The organism is Paenibacillus faecalis, from assembly GCF_900289175.1.
GTDB lineage: Bacteria > Bacillota > Bacilli > Paenibacillales > Paenibacillaceae > Paenibacillus_AQ > Paenibacillus_AQ faecalis.
In genome coordinates this window covers 1,671,098-1,695,288 of the sequence record NZ_LT985747.1, presented here as the reverse complement: position 1 = coordinate 1,695,288, position 24,191 = coordinate 1,671,098, and the positions used below count along the sequence as shown (strand labels likewise).

Below are 24,191 nucleotides of genomic sequence, written 5' to 3'. Positions count from 1 at the left end.
CGAATGGTCGTTCTCTTTGTAGGGATATAAGAAGAAATTATAGTTTGGCTGAGTAAGCAGTGAGGAGATGATATCTTTTGGCAAGTGAGAATATTGTAATCAAGGGTGCGCGTGCCCATAATTTGAAGAATGTCGACGTAACGATTCCGAGAGACCGCTTTGTTGTGTTGACAGGATTGAGTGGTTCAGGTAAATCATCGCTTGCGTTTGATACGATTTATGCGGAAGGGCAACGCCGTTATGTGGAATCACTGTCCGCGTATGCCCGTCAGTTTTTAGGACAGATGGAGAAGCCCGATGTCGATTCCATCGATGGACTGTCTCCAGCCATATCGATTGACCAGAAGACGACAAGCCGTAACCCTCGTTCCACAGTAGGAACCGTTACGGAAATTTATGATTATCTCCGGTTGCTGTTTGCCCGCATAGGCCACCCTCATTGTCCGGAGCATGGTATTGAGATTACGTCCCAGACGGTAGAGCAAATGGTGGATCGTATTATGCAATATCCCGAGAAGACGCGTTTGCAAATTCTGGCTCCGCTTGTTTCCGGCCGGAAAGGTGAACACAAGAATTTGCTTGCTGACATTGCGAAGCAGGGCTTCGTACGTGTGCGGGTGGATGGTGAGCTGCGGGACCTTTCGGAAACGATTGAGCTGGAGAAGAACAAGAAGCATACGATCGAAGTTGTCGTTGACCGAATTGTGGTCAAGCCTGACGTTGAAGCCCGTTTGGCGGATTCAATCGAGACGGCGCTGAATTTGTCGGGAGGACAGCTTCTGGTAGATATTATCGGCCAAGAGGAGCTGCGGTTCAGCTCCAATTTTGCCTGCCCGGTTTGCGGGTTCAGTATGGAAGAGCTGTCTCCGCGGATGTTTTCTTTTAATACACCGTTCGGGGCATGTCCTGATTGTGACGGCTTGGGTGTGGAGATGATCGTAGACCCTGACCTGCTTATCCCGGATACGAGTAAAAGTATTGAAGAGGGGGCTTTCCAAGCATGGGCTGGGGGAACATCCAATTACTATCCGCAGTTTCTTCGATCTGTGTGTGAGCACTACAACATTCCGCAGGATGTTCCGGTAAGCGAGCTAAGTCCAGATCAGATGGATAAATTGTTGTACGGAACGGGCAATCAGAAGGTGCATTTCAAGTATGAAAATGATTTTGGGCAGCGCAAGGAAGCGTTTGTTACGTTTGAGGGGATTATTCCGAATCTGGAACGTCGTTATCGGGATACGAATTCCGAAGGGATTCGTGAATATATTGAAGGATACATGAGCAACAAGCCTTGTGATGTGTGCAAGGGGCATCGTCTTCGCAAGGAGAGTCTGGCTGTAACAATTAATGATCAGAATATGGCGTATGCTACAAGTCTGTCGATCGGGGAAGCAAGAAATTTCTTTGAAAACCTGAAGCTCTCTCCGAAAGAGCAGCAAATAGCGAATTTGATTCTGAAAGAGATTAACAGTCGCCTGGGCTTTTTGGTTAACGTTGGTTTGGATTATTTAACACTGAGTCGTTCAGCCGGTACGCTGTCGGGCGGGGAAGCCCAGCGTATACGGCTTGCTACCCAGATCGGCTCAAGCCTGATGGGTGTGCTGTATATTTTGGATGAGCCAAGCATCGGTTTGCATCAACGGGATAATGATCGTCTGATCTCAACGCTGGAGCATATGCGTGATCTCGGCAACACGCTGATCGTTGTAGAGCATGACGAGGATACGATGATGGCGGCTGATTACATCATTGACATCGGTCCGGGTGCGGGGATTCATGGCGGTCAAATTATTGCGCAAGGCACTCCGAAAGAGATCATGGAAGACGAGAACTCCTTGACAGGGCAGTATTTGAGCGGACGCAAGTTCATTCCGGTGAACAGCAAGCGACGTAAGACGGATAACCGCTGGCTCGATATCCGGGGAGCGAAGGAGAATAACCTGAAAAATATTAATGTCAAAATTCCGATCGGTGTCTTTAGCGTTGTTACGGGTGTGTCCGGCTCTGGCAAATCGACACTTGTGAATGAAATTTTGTACAAAACACTGGCGCGTGACTTGAACAAGGCGCGGGTTCGTCCGGGGCAGTATCGGGAAATGCGCGGTCTGGAACATATCGACAAGGTGATTGACATTGACCAGTCTCCGATTGGACGGACGCCGCGCTCCAACCCGGCAACCTATACCGGGGTGTTCGATGACATTCGCGATATTTTCTCCCAGACGAACGAAGCGAAGATTCGCGGCTATAAGAAAGGACGCTTCAGTTTTAACGTCAAGGGTGGCCGCTGCGAAGCCTGCCGCGGTGACGGAATCATTAAGATTGAGATGCATTTCCTGCCGGATATTTATGTGCCGTGTGAAGTATGTAAAGGAAAACGGTACAACCGCGAAACGCTGGAAGTGAAGTACAAAGGAAAGAGTATTTCCGATGTGCTGGAGATGACCGTGGAAGATGCGACGGAGTTTTTCATTAACATTCCAAGGATTCACCGGAAGCTGCAGACGTTGATGGATGTGGGGCTTGGTTACATTAAATTGGGTCAGCCGGCAACGACGCTGTCCGGCGGTGAAGCCCAGCGGGTGAAGCTTGCCTCTGAGCTGTATCGCCGCAGCACAGGCAAAACGATGTATATTCTGGATGAGCCGACAACAGGTTTGCATGTGGATGATATCGACCGTTTGCTCACCGTACTGCATCGACTGGTGGACTCCGGTGAAACGGTCCTCGTCATCGAGCATAATCTGGATGTGATCAAGACGGCGGACTATTTGATCGACCTGGGTCCAGAAGGTGGCAGCGGTGGCGGTACCATTATTGCTACCGGGACACCGGAGCAGATTGTACAGGTCCCGGAATCTTATACGGGCCGCTACTTGAAGCCGGTTCTGGAGCGGGATACGCAGCGAACGAAAAGCTTGAATCAAGAAGAAGTGGTGAAAGAGGAGTCAGCAGCGAAGTAAGCTTAAGCTAAGAAGCGATGTGTGACGAGTGATCATACAGAGCTGAAAAGCACTCTATTAACATCAAAGAACCGAAGCCTATGATAGCAAGGGCTTCGGTTCTTTTCTTTTTCACAGCAAGTACAAGATGTTTATAAAGCGACCGCTTCTGAGGCAAGAATCTCGGTCAGTTTCTCCTGAAATGCCGGTACACCGACACGCTGCACGTATTCAAAAAAGCTTTCCTCCTGCGACAGGCGGTTTTCTTTGTAGAACAGCAGTAACTGTGCAAGGACGGGGCCTACATGATCGCCTTTGACCCGGCCCTTCAGCGCCTTATTTAGCTGGGCACCCGGTCCAAGCGAACCGCCAACCGCGATATCGAAGGCGTCCACCATGCCATTGGGCGTTCTGATCAAAGAACCTTGCAGACCGATATCTGCGATATGCTTTTGGCCGCAGGAGTTCGGGCAGCCGATAAAGTGAATGCGCACCTTTTCATCGAGTTCAACATGCTCATCAAGATATTCTGCCACGATTTTTGCACGTTTTTTAGTCTCAACGACTGCGAGGTTGCAAAACTCGTTGCCGGTGCAGGAAACCGTTCGGCTCATGAAATGTTTCGGTTCCGGGGTAAGCCGCTGAAGCACAGGAGCCTGCAGCAGCTTTTCCACCTGATGATCCGGCACTCCGCTCAGGATGATGTTTTGCGACATCGTTGTACGGATTTTTCCATCTCCATAAGAGTCGGCTAGTTCTGCAAGCTGCACGAGCTCATCGGCATTCAGACGACCTACGGGAACATTCAATCCGACATAGTTGAGTCCTTTTTGCCGCTGAGGGTGAACCCCGTCAAAGTAGGCGGCTTGCCAGCCAACCGTTTTGTCTTCTCCGCGCGAAGGCAGCTCGCCAACCAGCTCAATCAGTTTTTCTTTAAACTTGTCTGGCCCCCAATCGGCGACGAGAAATTTGAGGCGGGCATGGTGGCGCTTCTCCCGGTAGCCGTAATCACGGAAGATTGTAGTTATTCCGACGGCAACCTTCAGCGCATCCTCCGGGCGAATAAAAATATCGAGCGGCTGAGCCAAATGAGGTTTGGCGGAAAGGCCGCCGCCTACCATCGCGTGAAATCCGATCACTTCTTCGCCATCGATCAGCTTCACCGCCGGGGTGAGCGCCAGGTCGTTAATTTCAGCGTTGGCGTTGTTAAAGATGTTTGAGGAAATGGAAATTTTATATTTTCGCGGCAGGTTGGAAAAATCTCGGTTCATGAGAAAAAAATTATTGATTTCCTCCACCAGATCGGTGGTATCCATCAACTCATGCGGATCAATGCCCGCCAAAGGGTTCCCGACAATAGTACGGGGGCAATCCCCGCATGCTTCGTAAGAGTACAGGCCGACATCCTCGAGCCTTTGAAAAATATCCGGCAGACTTTCCACGGTAAGCCAGTGAAACTGGATGGCCTGACGTGTCGTGACATCCACTAAATCCCGACCGTATAGCTTGGCGATATCAGCCAAGGCACGAGCCTGATCGGTGGTCATAATTCCCGTGTTGATCCGCACGCGCATCATGAAATGTCCCTTTTTCGGTTTTTGCTGGTAGACGCCGGCCCATTTAAACCGGTCCATATCATCGGCGGGAATGGAATCAAAGCCTTCGACAGCATATTTTTCAATAATGGTTCGGATAACATCCAATCCGTCCTTTTCAAGCTTCAAAAATTCAAATTTATTCAGTTTGTCGGAGTTAGCGAGCCAAATCGGTTCATAAGCCATGGGAATAAACGCCTCCTGCATTATTTTTGGTTTAGGACATAAAATATTTAATTCCGATTCGAATAGTATGATATTGAAAATGATATTATCACACATCCCAATATTCGTAAACAAGAAAATGGATTTATTTATAAAATATGAAAATAAAAAAGAGACACTTCTTCGATAAATATAAGTCAAACCTGCAAAAGAGCATAAGTATTTCTGATGCCTTACAAGGATAAAAGTCACAAATTATATGCATTTCAGGATCATATAGCGAAGAAATAATAACTTTTTTTACTTTTTTTGAGATAAAGGGCTTGCATCCGAAACTAGGCGCGGGTAACATAGAGGAAGATATGTAAAAAAATGCCCGAGAAATCACGAGGAGGTACGCTTATGTTCCTTGCAGCAGCAGCGGCAACCGGTTCCAATTTTAAGACGTTTGATATTTTTATGATTTTGTTTACGATCTTGATTTTTATCGGTGTAGTCCGCTTGATCACTGCCCGCCAGAAGAATAAATTCGCCATTGCCTTCGGTATTGTCAGTCTGCTCGTTTTTCTTTACTCGGATTATGCGATGATTATGAATTGGTTTAGCTCCAGTCAGTAAACGAACAACATACATAAAAGACGCTTTCGCTGGGACTCAGTGAGGCGTCTTTTTTTTGCCTGTTTGCGTGAACAAGAAGGAAAGTATGCATGATGCAAGGAAAATATTAGGGGGGAGGTCAGGTTTCAGAGCAATTGAGGGATTATACTTCTGTGCTACATTAAAAAGACATGAGCCAAAGAAAGGCTGACGTGTGGAGAGGAACAGGTGAGGAAATGAATCATTCGGGGAAGAAGGCTTCAGCAATGCTGCTGAGTCTTACGCTAGTATTAAGCTTGGGGGTATCGTCCATGTCGGTAAACATGGCAGAGGCGAAGCCCGCTGGCAGTGCTAAGGGGAGTGTCAAGAATACATATAAGCAGGATTTGGTTCCACAGCTGATTCAGAAAGTATCGCCATCCGTTGTAGGAATCATCGGCAAGACGTCCGTAGGAAGCGAACAAAGCGGAGAAGACCGCTACAATCTGTCTCATGGAACCGGGGTGATCTATACATCCGACGGCTGGATTATTACGAACGCGCATGTGGTTGACGGATTAACCGGGATTACGGTGGTTACGGCTAGTGGAAAAACATATAAAGCCAAAAAAGTTTTAAGCGATCCTGTCAGTGACATCGCATTGGTCAAAATCAACGCCAAATCACTGACGCCAGCCAAGTTTGCCAAGAGTAGTCAATCCACTCGGGTAGGGGAGAAGGTTGTTGCGATCGGCACGCCTATTTTTTTCACGCTTCGCAATTCCGCAACTGCCGGTGTGGTCAGCGGCCTGGATCGGAAGGTGGACAGCGCGTACCGATTGATTCAGACGGACACAGCGATCAATCCAGGAAATAGTGGCGGACCGCTCTTTAATCTAAAGGGTGAAGTCATCGGCATAAATAGTATGAAATTTTCTGACGTGCAGATCGAGAATATGGGGTTTTCCATTCCAGCGGAAACGGTACGCCATGTCGTTACTCATCTGCTGAAATATGGTGAAGTGAAGCGGGCAGGGCTGGGGCTCGAATTGGAGGAAAGCTGGTCTTCCATCGTCGGTCTTCCCAGTGATGAACCGCTGACAGTCACCAAGGTGCTGTCTCCTCAGGCCATGAGGGCGGGCATCAAGGTAGATGACCTGCTATATTCGATCAATGGGACAAGGGTGTATTCGTTAGTGGATATCAATGAATTGTTGAAGTCATACATGCCGGGGGCGAAGGTAAATGTGCTGATGCAGAACGACGGGGATATCGTTAATCGCAAACTTACACTTGTCAGGGATACCTGGGTAGAAGATGCTGCAGTAGAGAAGGCAGGGGAGGAGCAGGAATGATGAAGGGGAAGAACACGGTTATTCATCACAAAATATGGCGTACATCCGCTGCGTTTCTAGCTGCTTTCGTACTTAGCGCTTCGATATCGCTGCCAGTGTGGAGCGACTCGACAGAAAAACGGGTGCTTACCTTGGAAAATGGAAGCAGTCTAGCTGATGTTAACGGCAAGCTCTATTACAGCGCCAAGCCGATCATCAAGAAAGGAACGGTCATGGTTCCGGTCGGGGTGTTCAAAAAGGCATTCGGCAGCCAGATCAAGCTGGAAGGCAATAGTCGGGTACGGGTTCTCCATGGGCCGCATGCTGTAGTGATGTCCATCGGCAGTACGACCGCTTGGGTGAATGGGAAGAAGATCAAGCTTCCGGTTCAGCCCCAGATGGTGTCTGGAACGCTTATGGTTCCGCTTCGCCCTGTGGCAGAAGGCATTGGAGCCAAAATTCATAAGGGGAATAACGGCAAGCTAAGTGTCAGCATGGATGTAGTTGATAAAGATGAGAAGGTGAAGAATGAGACCGATATCGATATTGATGCCGCTGTAAGCAAGACGCGGATTGGCGACAGCTATTACGAATGGAGCATGAATTACCCTTCAGGTATGATCATCGGAGGGGGCTCGGACAATGAGAGTGTAGCGGTATTTGCTGATGCGACTGGGCGTTATTATTTAGAGGTTCATGCTACCCCCCAGCAGGTGAAGCTGAACAGCGAAGATCTTCTGCACAAGCTGGTGAAGGAGGCCAGACTTCAAGGAGATATCGTTTTGGACCAGACCGTTGTGACAGAAGCGGCAACGCCATATGCACGGATTGTATCACGTGATGCGGAAAGCGTATTGTGGGAAATCCGGGGATACTATGCGAACGATAAAGTGTACAACATTTATTTTGCCGATACGTCAGCTGCGCACTATAAAGATTTGGACAAACATGCCGGATTGCTCAATTCCTTTAAGCCTTCATTTCATGCCGGGGATAAAAATCTGAAAGATCTGTCATCGATTGAAAATGGGCTGCGGCGTGTGATGAACCCGGATTACGGGATTGCGGTTGGTGTTCCGGCAGATTGGCAGGTCAACCATCAGGAGATGTATTATGGTGACGAGGAGAAAGGATATCTATCCATCCGTGTAACCTCTGCGCCCAAGGGGATATCCGGTACACTGAACGGCTGGGTTGATCAGATCAAGGGGTGGTTCGAAGAAGCCTTTGTGTCCGAATCTTATGAAATTGTTGGAGTCACTCCGGTAACGATATCTGATGTCAAAGGTCTAATGCTGGAGGCTCGCTATAACTTTGGCGATGGATGGACGAGAGAATACGAGATTTTGCTGCAAAAGAACGGCTATCGTTATTACCTGGAATATGTCGTGCCAGAGGGTCAAGAAGAGACCGGCAGAGCATGGGAAGATGTGCTGAACTCACTTCATATTGATTATGATGTGGTTCCGGCGAACTTTGGCCGAATCGGTGAAGAAGATCATTTAACGGATAAATCGAAGGTAACCGTCAAGAGCTCGGCTGCTTACAATTACCATGTCGCGATTCCACGCTATTGGACGGCGATCAATGATCGCTTTGAGTCCTCTAAGGTAGAATACGGATTCGTTGGAGGAAGCTTCGAGATCATGGCGGATCGAGAGATAGAGGCGGATTACGTAATCAGTGGACTGAAACAATATTATAAGGAAGCGGCTTCGGGTAGCAGTGAAGTGAAACTGCTCGGAACAGACAACATAACGTTTGCCGGGGTTCCGGCGGTATCGTTCAAGTCGCACCGGGTTAGGGACGGGATATCATATTCGTCCAATCAGATTGTTTTTGAAAGCGGCGGTGTTACCTATACGATCTCTACGGTGCTGAATGATGCGAACGCAACAGATGCGCAGAAACAAGCCATCGAGAAGGCGCTGGCTTCGTTTGAACTGACGAAATAAGCGTCATCCATCAAAATACAAATTAAAAATGCCCTCGTAAATGAGAACTTTTTCTTGTTTCGGGGGTGATTTTTTTCTTCTTCACTATATAAAAGAGACATTCCATAGAAAAGCTTTTAGTATCTTCGCCAATTTGTTAAACTGGTTAAGTCAAAAAATCGACAGCTCTCCAAGGCAGTTGGATCAAGCTGGACCGAGCAGCTGTTGATGATGGATATCCATGTTTTCAGAAAGTTTTAACATATTTACAGTAACCGGCTAACGCTTGCTGGTTTGGGAGGATATACATGAATATAAAAGGGTTGCGAAGAGAAGATGTGGAGCTGCTGGCTCCCGCGGGCGATTGGGACTGTATGCGGGCTGCCGTAGCTAACGGTGCGGACGCGATTTTTTTCGGGGTAGAGAAGTTTAACGCTCGGGCACGCGCCAACAATTTTCGGATGGACGAGCTGCCGGAGATTATGGAGTTCCTGCATAGCTATGGCGTGAAGGGATTTTTGACGTTTAATATTCTGGTGTTCGAGAATGAGCTGGAGGATGCGAAGGAACTTATCGATGCCTGTATTGATGCGGGGGTAGATGCTGTCATTGTACAGGATCTCGGTTTGGTGAAGATGATCCGCGAGATTTCTCCGGATTTCCCGATTCATGGCTCGACGCAGATGACGATTACATCACCGGAAGCAGTGGAGTTTACGAAGCCTTTTCATATGGAGCGGGTCGTGCTCGGTCGTGAAAATAATTTGAAACAGATTCAAAAAATCGGTGAACAGGCGAAGCTTCCTATGGAAGTATTTGTGCACGGGGCTCTGTGTGTCTCTTATTCCGGTCAGTGCCTGACCTCTGAGATGTGGGGCGGGCGATCGGCAAACCGCGGAGAATGCGCACAAGCATGCCGCTTGCCGTATGATCTTATCGTTGACGGCGAGCAAAAGCCGATGGGCGATGTAGCTTACCTGCTGTCTCCTAAGGATTTGGCGGCGATCGATCTTATGCCGGAGCTGATTGAGGCGGGCGTGACGTCCTTTAAAATCGAAGGACGTCTGAAAAGCCCGGAATATGTAGCGAATGTGGTCGGCAAATATCGGACGGCGATTGATCGATATTTTGACGGAGATGATTCGAAGCCGGGCAAGGAAGAGATTCGGGAGCTGCAGCAGAGTTTTTCCCGCGGTTTCACGCACGGTTTTCTGGAAGGGACGAACAATAAGAAGCTGGTGGACGGCACGTTTCCGAAAAGCCGTGGTGTGTACCTGGGCCGAGTCGAGAAAATTATTCGCGACGGTGTAGTGTGTAAGCTGGAAGCGCCGCTCAAGCGTGGCGATGGCATTGTGTTTGACGCTGGTGATCCGACGAAGAAGGAAGAAGGCGGCCGGGTGTACGATGTTCGTCGTAAAGGTGTGAAGCTGGATGTTGACGCGCAAGAGGGCTGGATCGTGGACATTGTGCCAGGCCGCAGCGATGTGGACCTGCGCAAGGTGAAAATCGGCGACCGGATTTGGAAGACGAATGATCCGGCGCTCGATAAACGTCTGCGCCAAACGTACGAGACGGACAAGCCGTACCGGGTATTCCCGGTACATGTGCGGGTGAGCGGCCGTCCCGGGCAGCCGCTCTCGACCTGGTGGACCGATGTGCAGAAAGGCACGACGGTCCAGGTGGATTCGGAGCTGGAACTGGAGATTGCCAAGAAACGGCCGATGAATCGCGAGCTCCTTGAGGAGCAAATTGGCCGTCTTGGCGGAACGGTGTTCCAGCTGGAGCAGATTGACGTCGAGTTGCACGGAGACGTCATCGTGCCGATGCGCGAGCTGAACAGCATCCGCCGCCGTGCGGTGGAGCTGCTCGCTGGCGAGCGTCCGAAGCCGCCCGTATATGTGAAACGGGCGGTGTCGGTTTACGGCGATGCGGCGAAGCCAGCAGCGCCTGTTATGCGCGGTGAAGCGCAGCTTACCGCGCTGTGCCGCAGCCTGCCGCAGGTGCAGGCTGCGCTGGAAGCCGGCGTGGAGATGATATACGCCGACTTCGAGTTTATCAAGCAGTTCCCGGCAGCGGTGGAAGCCGTACACGCCGCAGGCAAGCAGATCGCGCTGGCTACACCGCGCATTCATATGCCGGGCGAGAACGGCTATCATAACAACATTTTGCGCCTTAAGCCGGACGCCGTGCTTGTGCGCAACACCGGTGCGCTGTATTTCTACCTGCGTCACCGGATGGAGAACCCAGACAAGGAGCATCCGCGCCTGATCGGCGATTTTTCGCTGAACATCGCCAACCATAAAGCGGTGGACTTGTTCATCGAAGCCGGATGCAGCCTGGTTACACCGTCGTATGACCTGAACATCCAGCAGATGGTCGACTTGCTTGGCAGAGCGGATACGTCCAAGCTGGAGATCGTGATCCACCAGCATTTGCCGATGTTTCATACCGAGCACTGTGTGTACTGTACGTTCCTTAGTGAAGGAACTGATTATAGGAATTGTGGTCGCCCGTGTGAGGAGCACCGCGCTTCCCTTCGGGATCGAATCGGCATGTCCCACCCTGTTCGCGTGGATGAAGGCTGCCGCAACACGGTATATAACGCCATCGAGCAGTCCGGTGCGGAATATTTGGCTAATTTCATGGAGCTTGGAGTTGCAAGCTATCGTGTGGAATTTCTGGAGGAGACGCCGGAACAGGTGCATGAGGTGATCGACCTCTATCATCGTGCGCTTCGCGGTGAGATCAGCGGTACACAGGTGTGGAAGAAGCTGAAGGCGACCAACCAGCTTGGTGTGACGCGCGGGCAGCTGGTGAAGTAAAGATAAGGCAAGACGGCTATTCATGAAGAGAAAACATGACAGATAATGAAGGGCATACCGGCACGATCCAGGCTGGTATGCTTCTTTTTTCTGTTTTCCGTACATAAGTTTTGCTAAGGAGGCATTTTCGCTAAACTCTGTTAATTGGCCTTATCCTGCTCCATTGCGTAAGTGATACAGCGTTCTACAAAATCAAGAACTTCCTCGGATACCGGATATAGACCCGACTGCTCAGCAGGCTGTTTTCGCACCTCCCAGAACTTGTTCATCAGTTCTTCGTCTCCTTTGAACGTTTCATTCGAAATCTCGATCAGACCCGTAGCAATGTGATAACCTTCCTCCGATTCCGGTGCGATGGACTGATCGATACACCACTCGATCCGGCGTAATAAGGAGACGTATTGCTGGGTCGTTCGGTCGTTTTGGCTTAAATTCGGAAGCGCCTGCTTTAGAAACTGTTGTTCATCCTCTTCGAAATAGTCGATCCATTTTTTAGAGCTCGTTCGGGCGATTTGTACAAGGTGGGATACCTTCTCCCATGACAGCGTTCCTTCCAGATCGATCATATTGATCAAGGTCGTGGTGTTCGAAATGCTGGTTTGCAGTGCCGAAAGCTGTTCATGGAGATGATTGTGATGTGCGATTAAAATGTCACGCAAGGACAGTTTTTCCAGCACATTGCGGATATCTTCAAGTGACAGCGAGAGCGACTTGAGCAGTGTTATTTTTTCCAGAGTAAAAAGATCCTCTTCAGAGTAGTAACGCCGGCCGTTATTATCTTTAAAGCTTGGCGTAAGAAGACCGATTTGATCATAATAACGCAGTGTGCGCACAGAAATGTTGTTCTGCTTGGAAACTTGTCCGGTAGTCCATCGATTCATGCCATCCCTCCTCAAACCTTGCAAGTAACGTATCGTCACCTTTTATAGTGCTGATTATATCATAGAGGATAAAGGAGCATGACGTTGATTACAAGCGAGTCAAACCTGGATCATTTGATCTATGAAAAAGGCTCGTTTGGCTGTTATAATAATCGGAAAAAGGAATATTATTCCACGAGGGCGAATTGATAACATGCTGTGCTCAGCAATGAATTCGGGCGAAGTATCTAATATGAATAAAGGAGTAATCAATGATGATAAGGACTCCACTTCAATTAAACGGCGTCAGTCTATTGGAACCGGTAATCCACCGTGACGATCGGGGCTTTTTTATGGAAAGCTATAATGAGCACGTACTTCGGCAGCATGGGATTAACTATCATTTTATTCAAGATAATCATTCTCTTTCCGCCGAACCGGGAGTGATAAGAGGTCTCCATTACCAGCTTAACCCGAAGGCGCAGGCGAAGCTGGTTCGCGTTCTTTCCGGTGCTATTTACGATGTTGTTGTGGATATACGAAAAAGTTCAAAGACGTTTGGGCAGTGGATCGGTGTTATTCTCAGCGAACACAACAAACATCAATTGATGGTGCCTCCGGGCTGCGCCCATGGATTTTGCACGCTTGTACCGGATACCCAGGTTCTTTATAAAGTGGATGAATACTATTCCCCTGAGCATGACCGCGGTATATTGTGGAGCGATCCTGCATTGGGTATCATTTGGCCAACTTCCAGCCCGATTCTTTCCGAGAAAGATCAGCGTCATCCATTGCTGAAACATGCTGAATTGTTTGATGAATAGGGGGTCTTTTCATATGAAGCTGCTTGTAACAGGTGGTGCCGGGTTTATAGGAAGTAACTTTGTGTTGTATATGCTGCGGAAGCATCCCGATTATCACATTATGAATATGGATGCATTAACGTATGCAGGTAATTTGGAAAATTTAAAGTCGGTTGAGGATGATCCTAACTATTCATTCATTAAAGGCGATATTGCTCATAAAGAAACGGTTGACTCCATTTTTCAGCAGGGGGTTGACGCCGTTGTTAACTTTGCGGCTGAATCTCATGTAGATCGCAGTATTTTGGAGCCGGAGGTGTTTGTGAACACCAATGTATTAGGTACTCAGGTGTTGCTTGATGCGGCCAAGAAATACGGCGTAAGCAGGTTTGTTCAAGTCTCTACGGACGAAGTATATGGTTCGCTTGGAGATAGCGGTCTTTTTACGGAAACGACTCCGCTTGCGCCGAACAGTCCGTATTCTGCGAGTAAAGCGGGAGCAGATCTGCTCGTCAGGGCTTATCACGAAACGTTCGGCCTGCCTGTTAATGTAACCCGCTGTTCCAACAACTATGGGCCCTATCAATTTCCGGAAAAGCTGATCCCTTTAATGATTGCTCGGGCTTTGAACGATGAGCCGCTTCCTGTTTATGGAGACGGCTTAAATGTCAGGGACTGGTTGTATGTAGAGGATCACTGTCGCGCCATCGATCTTGTGCTTCATCAAGGCCGTGACGGGGAAGTGTATAACATTGGCGGGAACAACGAGCGGACAAATATCGATATCGTCAAAACGATTTTAAAACAGCTCGGGAAACCGGAATCCCTTATAACCTATGTTGAAGATCGGCTGGGACATGATCGACGGTATGGCATTGATCCGACCAAGATGGTGAAGGAGCTGGGCTGGAAGCCGGAGCATAACTTTGAATCCGGCATTCAAAAGACGATTCAGTGGTATCTTGACAATAAAGATTGGTGGACAAGAATTCAATCAGGTGCTTATCGTGATTATGTAACGAGACAATACGGCGAGCGCTTGGGCGGTCCCCAATGAAGGTGCTTGTAACCGGGTCTCGGGGTCAGATCGGGCAAGATGTTGTTTCGTTATTTAGTGAGGCAGGCCACCATGTTATCGCTTGCGGCAGGAGAGAGCTGGACATTACCAATATGGAGCACTGTCAGCAGGTGATATCGGTCCATCAACCGGAAGTAATTATTCACTGTGCATCCTATACGGCGGTTGACGCGGCTGAAACGAATGTGGATGAGGCATATCTGGTCAACGCTACCGGAACCGGAAATATGGCGCTTTCTGCGGAGCGCGTCGGAGCCAAGCTGGTATATATAAGCACAGATTACGTCTTTAATGGCCAGAGCCCTCATCCTTATTATGAGTACGATCGTCCGGACCCGCAAAGCATATACGGAAAAACCAAACGGGCTGGTGAATGCCTTGTTCAAGGACTGTGCTCTCAATGGTTCATCGTCCGAACATCGTGGGTCTTCGGTCGTCATGGACAAAATTTTGTAAAAACGATGCTGCGTCTTGGTCAGGAGAGAGAACTCCTTCAGGTGGTAAATGATCAAAAAGGATCTCCTACCTACACGGTTGATCTGGTTCATTTTCTTTTGGAATTGACAGCTACAGAAAAGTACGGAATCTATCACGCTTCCAATAGCGGTGCGTGTACTTGGTATGAGTTTGCGAAGGCTATTTTTGAAAAAGCACAAGAACTCCTCGGTGTATCTTTCAAAGCCAGGTTAGAGCCGTGCAGGACCGATGAGTTTCCGCGCGCAGCTCCAAGGCCCGAAAACTCTGTTTTGGGGCATCTGGCAATCCGTAACAACCAATTTGATGAGTTTCGCCATTGGAGCGAGGCATTAGAGGAATTTTTACCCAGCATGAGGCATAGTTTGTAGCTTGATTGAGAGCAGCAAAGCAGAGGTTGGAAATGTGCGAATCGTACAATGGCTTACATTTAAAGAGAAATCCTTCTTTTCAAGATTGGATTTCTCTTTTTTATACGGGGATACAAAGGTAGAAAATGTTCGTATCCAATGCGAACATAAAATTGACTTGCTTACGCTGCTATCATAGACTTAGTTTAGTAGTAGACCGTTAACGTGGAGGAATGACGTTGAAAGATATAATAAAGCCCTGGAGGCATGTATTTAAGCTCGATCCTGAGAAAGAGATTTCAGATGATATACTGGATAAAGTATGCATGTCAGGGACGGATGCCATTATGTTGGGCGGCTCCACAGGCGTAACCTATGAAAATACGGTGGATTTAATGTCGCGTGTGCGCCGCTATGAATTGCCGTGCGTGCAGGAAGTATCCGATTTAGAGGCGGTTGTGCCTGGTTTTGACCTGTATATGGTTCCGATGGTGCTCAACACGTCTGACCCGACATGGATCGTAGATCGTCATCGTGAGGGAATCGAGCGTTATGGATACATGATTCCATGGGAACTGATCGTTACCGAAGGTTACATCGTATTGAACCCGGATGCTGCTGTAGCTAAACTTACGAAAGCCGAAACCGAGATCAGCGAAGAATCGGTAGCAGCCTATGCCCAGATTGCGGACAAACTGATGAGTTTGCCGATTGTTTATCTGGAATACAGCGGTATGTTTGGCGATATGGATACGGTGCGCACGGTGCGTAGATCATTGGATCACGCCAGGCTGTTCTATGGCGGCGGGATTACAAGTGCTGAACAGGCAGGTGTTGCAGCTTCCATTGCTGATACGATCGTGGTCGGTAATGTAATTTATGATGATTTATCCGGGGCATTGGAGACCGTTAAGGTCGTGAAAGGCTAATGACATGAATGATTTAAATCCTTATTTATTCTATACAAAATAGGAGGCCACTGAACTTATGCAGCCCATTAACATACACGAGGCTATCCAGCGCCTCAATCCCCAGCAGCGGAAAGCGGTTGAAGCGACTGACGGACCGCTGCTTATTATGGCCGGAGCCGGATCGGGTAAGACCCGGGTGCTTACGCACCGGATCGCATACCTGATCGCTACTCGAAAGGCTCCGCCGTGGAGCATTTTGGCGATTACGTTTACGAACAAAGCTGCCCGTGAAATGCAGGAGCGGGTATCCAGGCTTGTTGGCAGTGAGGGCCGGGATATTTGGGTATCCACATTCCACTCCATGTGTGTGCGGATTCTCCGTAAAGACATTGAACGGATTGGGTTCACCTCAAACTTTAGCATTTTGGATACGACTGACCAGCTTTCGGTGATCCGCAACTGTATGAAGCACCTTAACATCGATACTAAAAAATTCGAGCCTAAAGCGATTTTGGCTACGATGAGTGCAGCCAAGAACGAACTTATCTCTCCCCAGCAGTATGAACAGAGGGCCGGGGATTATTATGAAAGTCTTGTTGCCAAGGTATATTTGGAATATCAAAAACGCTTGAAGAGCAACAACTCTCTCGATTTTGATGATCTGATCATGATCACGATCCAGCTGTTTAAGGAAGTGCCTGAAGTACTCGACTTCTATCAGCGCAAGTTCCAATATATTCATGTGGATGAGTATCAGGATACGAACCGGGCGCAGTATATGCTATGCCGTATGTTGGCTGACAGCCATCACCGTATTTGCGTGGTAGGTGACAGCGATCAATCCATTTACCGCTGGCGCGGAGCTGACATCAGCAATATTTTGAACTTTGAAGAGGACTATCCGGAGGCACAGACGATCTTGCTGGAACAGAACTACCGTTCAACCGCGAACATACTGAATGCGGCCAACAAGGTCATCGCTTTGAATACGGGACGCAAGCCGAAAAACCTGTGGACTGATCAGGGGGACGGGCCGAAAATCAAAGTGTTCCGCGGGGATACAGAGCATGATGAGGGGTATTTTGTTACTTCCGAAATTAATAAAAACATAAGAGAAGGCAAGTCCTATCAGGATCATGCTATTCTGTACCGTACGAACGCCCAGTCCCGGGTGATCGAGGAAATTCTGATCAAGTCGGATATTCCTTACCAGATTGTCGGCGGAATTAAGTTCTATGATCGTAAAGAGATCAAGGATATTCTTGCCTATCTCCGGTTGATTTCTAACCCGGATGATGACATCAGTTTGACACGGATTATCAATGTACCCAAGCGAGGCATCGGAAATACAACGGTTGCGAAGCTGGCGGCAGCTGCGGATGAGCGGGGAGTCTCCATATACCGTGTGCTGGAAGTGGTGGACGACCTTGGGTTTGCCGGGCGGACCCGCAATGCGCTTGTTGAATTTTATGATATGATTGCAGCGCTAAACCGGATGACCGAGTTTTTGTCGGTAACGGAACTGACGGAGAAAGTGCTGGAAATGTCGGAATACCGAATAGAGATGCAGACGGAAAATACGATTGAATCCAGATCGCGCCTGGAGAACATTGAAGAGTTCTTGTCCGTTACTCAGGAATTTGAGAAAAATAACGAAGACAAATCTCTCGTTTCGTTCCTTACCGATCTCGCCCTTATCGCCGATATCGATACGATGAACGACGATGAAGAGGATCGAAGCGATGCGGTTGTGCTTATGACGATGCACAGCGCCAAAGGTTTGGAGTTTCCGGTCGTGTTCATCATCGGCATGGAGGAGGGAGTATTCCCGCACAGCAGGACCTTCTCCGATGATGAAGAGCTGGAGGAGGAGCGACGGTTAGCATACGTTGGGATTACTCGCGCAGAGAAGCAGCTGTTCCTCTCTTGTGCGCGTATGCGGACCTTGTTCGGCCGTACGACCGCTAACCCGCCTTCCCGATTCCTGGATGAAATCCCGGATGAGCTGAAGGAAGACACCCAAATGTCTCACGACCGCTACCGCCGCGGTGGTAACGTTGGCGGCTCCTATGGCGGCCGAGGTTTCGGCAGCGGTGGAGGCAGCAACTTTGGAGGAGGATGCTCCAAGGATTTGCCGCGCGGAGGTACAGCGGCTTCTGGCGGCGCAGTTCAGAAAAGCCGCGTGACCGTAACGAGCGGAACGCCTGCACGCCCGGCGGCAGCTTCCGGAAGCGCAGAAGGATTTAAAGCCGGCGATAAAGTTGCCCATGGGAAGTGGGGAACGGGAACAATCGTTTCCGTAAAGGGAGCGGGCAATGACATGGAGCTTCAGATCGCATTCCCGGCACCCGTCGGTGTAAAGCGTCTGTTGGCCGCTTTTGCACCGATTACAAAAGTAGAATAAATCGCATACTTGTTAATGATGGCCTATATGAACGAAGGAGGATGGCCCCGGCATGGATTTTAAGGAAAAGATGGAGAAGCTCGTCGCGGAGCTGAACAATTACAACTACCATTACTACACGCTGGATCAACCGCTTGTAAGCGACAAGGAATATGATGCTCTATACGATCAGCTTGTGGCATTGGAAAAGGAAACCGGAGTGGTACTCTCGGATTCTCCGACACAACGGGTGGGCGGAGAATTGTTAAAGGGTTTTGTGCCGCACCGCCATTTGGCTCCGCTCTGGAGTCTTGACAAGGCTCAAAATATCGAACAGCTTCGCACCTGGCAGGAACGTGTGATCAGGTTGGTTAACGACTATAATACGAAAAATCCGGACCATCCTCTGCCGGTACCTTGTTATGCCCTCGAACTGAAGTTTGATGGACTGACACTGAATCTGACTTATAAGGACGGAAGATTGATTCAGGCGTCTACCCGGGGCAACGGTGTTGTTGGCGAAGGTATACTGGCGCAGGTAAAGACGATTAAATCCGTGCCGTTAACGATCCCTTACAAGGAAGGCACGATAGAAGTGCAGGGCGAGGGGATTATGAATCTGTCTGTTTTGGAGGAGTACAACAAGACGGCTGCAGAACCGCTTAAGAACGCTCGGAATGCCGCCGCTGGCGCACTTCGCAACCTGAATCCGAAGGTGACGGCAGAGCGAAAGCTCAGCGCGTATTTTTACAATGTAGGGTATTCGGACCATATCAAGTTTACCGATCATAAAGAAATGATGGAATTTTTGCGCAACAATCGATTCAAGGTGAATCCGTACATTTTTTATTTCGAGAACTTTGATGATGTTACAGAACAGCTGGCCGATATCGAAGTCCGCCGTTCCGAGCTGGACTACTTGATCGATGGTGCGGTTTTGAAGGTAATGGATATGCGTACCCGTGAAGTGCTTGGCTATACCGATAAATTTCCACGCTGGGCTATTGCCTATAAATTTGAGGCGGAGGAGACGACAACCGTACTTGAATCCGTAAGCTGGAATGTTGGACGAACCGGAAAAATTACACCGCTTGCCCGTGTTGAACCTGTGGAGCTCGCCGGGGTAACGGTGCAGAACTGCACGCTGAACAATGTCGGTGACATCGAACGCAAAAACCTTAAATTCGCTCTTGGAACCCGTGTGTTCATTCGCCGCTCCAATGACGTCATTCCTGAAATTCTCGGAAAGGTAACGGCAGAGAATGACGGGGAAGAGATCATCTATCCGGAGCAGTGTCCCGCATGTGGTTTCCCATTGGAGCAGCGAGGGGCGCATTTGTTCTGTAATAACAAGCTGGGTTGCAAACCGCAGATTATAGCCCGTATTACCCATTTTGCTTCACGTGATGCGATGGATATCGAAACCTTAAGTGACAAAACGGCAAATCAGCTGTACGAGGAACTAAGCGTGCGCGAGCCGGCTGATCTGTATACTTTGTCGTTTGACAGTCTGGTAAAGCTTGAGCGTTTTGGCGAGAAGAAGGCGCAAAATCTGCTGAATGCGATTGAGAAGAGCAAGGAGCGGGATCTTGCATCTTTCCTCTATGCACTGGGCATTCCGAACACCGGTAAATCCACGACCAAAATGCTGGCAGATCATTATCGCGATCTTGATCGGGTAATGTCCGCTACCGAGGAGGAGCTGGTAAATCTGCCGGATATCGGCAGCATCGTGGCGGAAAGCATAGCTGGATATTTTGCTGATCCGTTTGCACGGGCAAGCATTGAGAAGATGCTATCTCTCGGAATTCAGGCCAAGGCGCCGGAAGCACCGCCTTCCGTAAGTACGGATTCCTTTTTCAGCGGCAAAACGGTTGTACTGACGGGGACACTTCATCAGCTGACCCGTGAGGAAGCGAAAGAGCGGCTGGAGCATCTTGGGGCGAAGGTCACTGGAAGCGTGTCGAAGAAGACCGATCTTGTCATCGCTGGAGAAAAGGCAGGCAGCAAGCTGACCAAAGCTCAGCAGCTTGGTATCCAAGTGATTGAGGACGAAGATGAGTTTGTTCGGTTGTTAAAGGAGTAAATAAAAAAATATAGTTACGAAGATGACTTCTGAATTTATTTTCAGGAGTCATTTTTATTTTAGGGCTATGGCCTAGGTTCCGATTTCGACAAAGGAAGATATTGACGAGGCGATAGAGGTGATTTGAATAACAGAACGGAGCAAAAAAGGACCCGTTGGAAAAAAGAAGAGCAATCTTTCACCGGTAACAGAGTTGAAGAATGGATTACTGATCATCCTGACTGCCATGTCGCTGTTTGGAGCCGGGTTGGCCGGCTATGCGCCTCTGTCCGCTCTTGTGCCGATGATGGCTCCTGATCAGAAAGGCGCTGCGACTTCTGCTCTTAATCTGGTCTCGGGGTTACGCAACTTTGTAGGACCGCTTCATTGTAACTGTATTTTTGAAAACACCTGAGGAACTGGATCAGACGAGTTCAGCGAAGGTATCTGCAAGTACGGTATTGTAGCAGTAGGACAAAAGCATTTTTATAATTAAAGGGTGGCAATCTTCTTGAAGGCTGCGCCACCCTTTAATTAATCTCTTTTCTTTATTATTTGGTGTTATTTATAGATTCGTTCCGACATGAACGGAGATGTTATTTTTCTCGCAAAATATAGCATATTCCTCCGTTAAAGGTTCAGAGGTAATAATCCCATCGATTTCTTGTAATTGGGCATATGTCAGCAACGTAGCTTTGCCGAATTTGGAGGCGTCGGCCAATAAATATAATTTACGCGCCTTTTCGGCGATTCTTTTCTTGATTTCGTATTCCAGAATGTCCGAATTGGTTAAGCCGTTGGTTATGGAAACTCCCGTTGCGGCCATAAAAGCTTTGGTAATATTATATTTGTCAAGCAAATGCAGGTCATCGGTACCTACAAATGATTTGGTGCTCCGCTTATAATGATTGCCGATCGTCAGTAAAGTGATATGCTCCAAATTGGCCGCGGCGTTGATAATATCCAAACTGTTCGTTAAAATCGTTAATTTGTTGAAGCGGGGGAGAAAATCAATCATATTTCTTGTTGTTGTGCCTGAGTCAATAAAGATAAGGTCATGATCTTCGACTAATTGGGCCGCACTTTTACTGATAGCGACCTTCTCCTGTTGATTCGTATATCCTCTGTTCTCAAAGGGATCCAATTGGGAGACAGAAGTGACACCGCCATACACTTTCTGAATTGTACCTTTTTCAACAATTTTATCGATATCGCGTCGTATTGTGTTTTTGGATACCTGAAAATGCTCGCATAGTTCATCTATGGACGCTGTCCCGACAGAATGAATATATTCTTCAACATGCTGTAGGCGTTTTTCTTTCATAAAATCGTACTCCTGTTCTGGGTAACAAGTTTGTTAAAATATAACATATCACCAAGAGTTAATCAACACTTCATCTCCTTCGATTCTAGGCCTTAATTATCGGCATTGTTAGCGAAAAGCAAAAGCTTCTTTCTATTTTACTCCTTGGACCATTCGTTAAGCTGTGCATCTCCCGGAAGGAATAAGGCCAGCAAACCGAGTAAAGGAAGAAAGCCAACGGCGATCATTACATTCCCAATTCCCCATGCATCTCCCAGGCCTCCGAGTGCAAGTGAGCCAACACCGCCCATGCCAAATGCAAAGCCGGTAATAAGACCGGAGACGGTACCGATGTTGCCGGGGTACAGCATCTGGGCGTATACAACGGTGACGGAGAAGCTTGAGAGCAGGATGAATCCGCCAACTAACAGCAGTACAGCAGCCCAAAAAGGCGTGGCAAAAGGCAGGGCAATTGCAATCGGTGCGGTTCCGATCATCGAAAGCATGATCAGATTTCGCCGCCCAAAGCGGTCGGCTAACGGGCCGCCGAAAAATGTACCTACAGCTCCTGAAGCTAGAAATAAGAAGATATAGATTTGTGCGTTATCGATAGATATTTTATAAGCATCCATTAAATAGAAGGCATAGTAGCTGCTGATGGCCGCGCCGTACCATGAACGAACAAATACGAGAGTAACCAGGATCAAGGTTGCCATTCGGATGCTTTTACGTCGGGATGGGTCCATGGAGCGGGCGCTGGTTCCTTTTTTGAACGTGTAACCTGCATCCAGCATACCCTTGTACCATCGGGCTACATATGTCTGAACTATAATTCCAGCGGCGGCTATAACGGTAAATCCGAGTGCTCCGATCTGACCGAAAGGAACGAACACATATCGGGTTAACAAAGGGGCCAGGGATTGACCGGCGTTTCCGCCCACTTGAAAAATAGATTGGGACAGTCCTTTGCGTAAACCCGCAGCCATATGGGCAACGCGCATTCCTTCAGGATGAAATGTTGCTGAGCCAAGACCAATCAATACGACTGAGAAAAGAACTAGCATATATGAGTCTGCATACGCCAGGATAAATACACCGACAAAAGTGAAGCACATGCCAATGGGCAGAAGGATCGGTGTTGGCCGCTTATCTGCTGCATAGCCAATAACCGGCTGGATGATCGACGAAGTGAAGTTGATGGCGAACGAAATCCACCCGATCTGTGTAAAGGTGAGAAGCAGATTATCTTTTAGTATCGGAAAAATAGCGGGAATTACCGACTGGATAGAATCATTGAACAAATGTACAAAGCTGATCGCAAGTAATATTTTGTACACCGTCTCCTGCTGGGGGTTGTTTTGGATCGGTTTGGATGAAGAAGCGGCAGGGTCCAGAGTGAGTGGTTTATTTGACAATCAGGTCACCTCATCTCTCTTTAATAATATTAGAAAGAAAAAAACTTTAGTGATGAACTTACCTTAAAACCTTTTTATCTGTAAATCAATTCATTTATTTTTTAAATGTTTTTTTAAATGTGGAAGTTATAGATCAGCAGAAATTTTTTTGTTGAAATGTCTTGATAAATAAGTTCCAGCGTGGTATATTAATTCTTGTCGATTTTGACAGAGTAAAATAGAATGATGCGGAAAATAATACGGAAAAAATTTCGTCGAAAATCGTCGAAAAAGGTATTGACATCATTCGATAAGATCTGATATGATAATATTCCACGCTGCTGAGGCGGTAATGAAAATCACCGAACGAGTAGCGGACAAGTTCCTTGAAAACTGAACAAATGAATCACGTCAATTCAAACAAAGCAACGTTAATTCGTTAGCTTCTANATGTAACGGGGCTAAACACACCACCGAAGCTATGGCTTGAATCGACTTCACTGCTTCTTTGAGGTAGTGAGGGCCCAAGTGTTCATTTTTGTCAGACTTGAGATGAAATCAAGGATGACCAAATGCACTCCGGGGTTAAATACAGGACTTCGAAGCTGGAGTGAAGTCGATTCAGGGGTAGGGGAGCGTTGTATAGGCGTTGAAGGTGTACCGTAAGGAGCGCTGGAGCGTATACAAGTGAGAATGCCGGTATGAGTAACGAAAAGATCAGTGAGAATCTGATCCGCCGAAAGCCCAAGGTTTCCTGAGGAAGGTTCGTCCGCTCAGGGTAAGTCGGGACCTAAGGTGAGGCCGAAAGGCGTAATCGAAGGACAACAGGTTGAAATTCCTGTACCACCGTAAACCGTTATGAACGATGGGGTGACGCAGGAGGGTAGTGACGCGGACTGATGGATGTCCGTCCAAGCAGTGAGGCTGATGTGTAGGCAAATCCGCATATCGATAAGGCCAGGCTGTGATGGGGAGTGAAAATTGTAGTAGCGAAGGTCATGATCTCACACTGCCAAGAAAAGCCTCTAGTCAGGTGAAGGTGCCCGTACCGCAAACCGACACAGGTAGGCGAGAAGAGAATTCTAAGGCGCGCGGAAGAACTCTCGTTAAGGAACTCGGCAAAATGACCCCGTAACTTCGGGAGAAGGGGTGCCCCGGTAGTGTGAATAGCACGAGGGGGCCGCAGTGAATAGGCCCAAGCG

At 48.3% G+C, this 24,191-nt stretch carries 15 protein-coding genes, 1 pseudogene and 1 other annotated feature; of the genes and pseudogenes, 12 read left to right on the top strand and 4 right to left on the bottom strand.

Going from position 1 to position 24,191, the window contains the following annotated elements:
* Positions 1–77: 77 nt before the first annotated feature.
* Entirely contained in the window at positions 78–2,963 is a 2,886-nt protein-coding gene (uvrA, locus tag C8268_RS08250; RefSeq protein WP_106767220.1) for an excinuclease ABC subunit UvrA, read from the top strand.
* Positions 2,964–3,094: 131 nt separating this feature from the next.
* On the opposite strand, the gene C8268_RS08245 is transcribed toward uvrA, so the two are convergent.
* Positions 3,095–4,723 (bottom strand): nitrite/sulfite reductase, encoded by a 1,629-nt coding sequence (locus C8268_RS08245; RefSeq protein ID WP_106767219.1) that lies wholly within the window; start codon positions 4,721–4,723, stop codon positions 3,095–3,097.
* A 381-nt stretch (positions 4,724–5,104) separates the two neighbouring features.
* Between C8268_RS08245 and C8268_RS08240 the strand changes: the two genes are divergently transcribed.
* From C8268_RS08240 to C8268_RS08225, 4 genes are all read left to right on the top strand, one after another.
* Positions 5,105–5,320 (top strand): DUF2759 family protein, encoded by a 216-nt coding sequence (locus C8268_RS08240; protein WP_106767218.1) that lies wholly within the window; start codon positions 5,105–5,107, stop codon positions 5,318–5,320.
* Between the two features lie 215 nt (positions 5,321–5,535).
* On the top strand, positions 5,536–6,633 hold the full coding sequence (locus C8268_RS08235) for a S1C family serine protease (protein ID WP_106767217.1): 1,098 nt from the start codon (positions 5,536–5,538) through the stop codon (positions 6,631–6,633).
* Positions 6,630–8,567 (top strand): stalk domain-containing protein, encoded by a 1,938-nt coding sequence (locus tag C8268_RS08230; protein ID WP_106767216.1) that lies wholly within the window; start codon positions 6,630–6,632, stop codon positions 8,565–8,567. The genes C8268_RS08235 and C8268_RS08230 overlap by 4 nt, the downstream gene beginning before the upstream one ends.
* Before the next feature lie 287 nt (positions 8,568–8,854).
* Complete coding sequence (locus C8268_RS08225) at positions 8,855–11,368, top strand: U32 family peptidase (protein WP_106767215.1); 2,514 nt, start codon at positions 8,855–8,857, stop codon at positions 11,366–11,368.
* 140 nt (positions 11,369–11,508) lie between these two features.
* On the opposite strand, the gene C8268_RS08220 is transcribed toward C8268_RS08225, so the two are convergent.
* On the bottom strand, positions 11,509–12,249 hold the full coding sequence (locus C8268_RS08220; protein ID WP_106767214.1) for a MerR family transcriptional regulator: 741 nt from the start codon (positions 12,247–12,249) through the stop codon (positions 11,509–11,511).
* Positions 12,250–12,503: 254 nt separating this feature from the next.
* Here C8268_RS08220 and rfbC point away from each other — a divergent pair, with 254 nt between their 5' ends.
* The 7 genes and pseudogenes from rfbC to C8268_RS23115 all read left to right on the top strand — a co-directional run.
* Complete coding sequence (rfbC, locus tag C8268_RS08215) at positions 12,504–13,052, top strand: dTDP-4-dehydrorhamnose 3,5-epimerase (protein ID WP_106767213.1); 549 nt, start codon at positions 12,504–12,506, stop codon at positions 13,050–13,052.
* 13 nt (positions 13,053–13,065) lie between these two features.
* A complete protein-coding gene (gene rfbB, locus C8268_RS08210; RefSeq protein WP_106767212.1) occupies positions 13,066–14,088 on the top strand; it encodes a dTDP-glucose 4,6-dehydratase in 1,023 nt (340 codons plus the stop codon).
* Complete coding sequence (rfbD, locus tag C8268_RS08205) at positions 14,085–14,954, top strand: dTDP-4-dehydrorhamnose reductase (protein ID WP_106767211.1); 870 nt, start codon at positions 14,085–14,087, stop codon at positions 14,952–14,954. Before rfbB ends, rfbD begins: the two co-directional genes overlap by 4 nt.
* Before the next feature lie 218 nt (positions 14,955–15,172).
* Positions 15,173–15,862 carry a heptaprenylglyceryl phosphate synthase gene (gene pcrB, locus C8268_RS08200; protein WP_106767210.1) on the top strand — a complete coding sequence of 230 codons (690 nt, stop codon included), beginning with the start codon at positions 15,173–15,175 and terminating at the stop codon, positions 15,860–15,862.
* Positions 15,863–15,920: 58 nt separating this feature from the next.
* Entirely contained in the window at positions 15,921–18,248 is a 2,328-nt protein-coding gene (gene pcrA, locus C8268_RS08195) for a DNA helicase PcrA (RefSeq protein ID WP_106767209.1), read from the top strand.
* Positions 18,249–18,300: 52 nt separating this feature from the next.
* Positions 18,301–20,313, top strand: a complete 2,013-nt coding sequence (ligA, locus tag C8268_RS08190; protein ID WP_106767208.1) for an NAD-dependent DNA ligase LigA — start codon at positions 18,301–18,303, stop codon at positions 20,311–20,313.
* A 238-nt stretch (positions 20,314–20,551) separates the two neighbouring features.
* Positions 20,552–20,677, top strand: a pseudogene (locus C8268_RS23115) (MFS transporter); the annotation flags it as partial.
* A gap of 180 nt (positions 20,678–20,857) precedes the next feature.
* Here C8268_RS23115 and C8268_RS08180 read toward each other — a convergent pair.
* On the bottom strand, positions 20,858–21,616 hold the full coding sequence (locus C8268_RS08180) for a DeoR/GlpR family DNA-binding transcription regulator (protein ID WP_106767207.1): 759 nt from the start codon (positions 21,614–21,616) through the stop codon (positions 20,858–20,860).
* Positions 21,617–21,753: 137 nt separating this feature from the next.
* Positions 21,754–22,989 carry an MFS transporter gene (locus tag C8268_RS08175; RefSeq protein ID WP_199794937.1) on the bottom strand — a complete coding sequence of 412 codons (1,236 nt, stop codon included), beginning with the start codon at positions 22,987–22,989 and terminating at the stop codon, positions 21,754–21,756.
* A gap of 710 nt (positions 22,990–23,699) precedes the next feature.
* Positions 23,700–24,191, top strand: a sequence feature (23S ribosomal RNA rRNA prediction is too short).

Coding starts and splice junctions, on each gene's coding strand:
- C8268_RS08225 (WP_106767215.1), top strand. CDS start 8,855: ATGAATATAAAAGGGTTGCGAAGAGAAGATGTGGAGCTGCTGGCTCCC.
- C8268_RS08245 (WP_106767219.1), bottom strand. CDS start 4,723: ATGGCTTATGAACCGATTTGGCTCGCTAACTCCGACAAACTGAATAAA.
- ligA (WP_106767208.1), top strand. CDS start 18,301: ATGGATTTTAAGGAAAAGATGGAGAAGCTCGTCGCGGAGCTGAACAAT.
- C8268_RS08220 (WP_106767214.1), bottom strand. CDS start 12,249: ATGAATCGATGGACTACCGGACAAGTTTCCAAGCAGAACAACATTTCT.
- C8268_RS08180 (WP_106767207.1), bottom strand. CDS start 21,616: ATGAAAGAAAAACGCCTACAGCATGTTGAAGAATATATTCATTCTGTC.
- rfbD (WP_106767211.1), top strand. CDS start 14,085: ATGAAGGTGCTTGTAACCGGGTCTCGGGGTCAGATCGGGCAAGATGTT.
- C8268_RS08240 (WP_106767218.1), top strand. CDS start 5,105: ATGTTCCTTGCAGCAGCAGCGGCAACCGGTTCCAATTTTAAGACGTTT.
- rfbC (WP_106767213.1), top strand. CDS start 12,504: ATGATAAGGACTCCACTTCAATTAAACGGCGTCAGTCTATTGGAACCG.
- C8268_RS08235 (WP_106767217.1), top strand. CDS start 5,536: ATGAATCATTCGGGGAAGAAGGCTTCAGCAATGCTGCTGAGTCTTACG.
- pcrA (WP_106767209.1), top strand. CDS start 15,921: ATGCAGCCCATTAACATACACGAGGCTATCCAGCGCCTCAATCCCCAG.
- rfbB (WP_106767212.1), top strand. CDS start 13,066: ATGAAGCTGCTTGTAACAGGTGGTGCCGGGTTTATAGGAAGTAACTTT.
- C8268_RS08230 (WP_106767216.1), top strand. CDS start 6,630: ATGATGAAGGGGAAGAACACGGTTATTCATCACAAAATATGGCGTACA.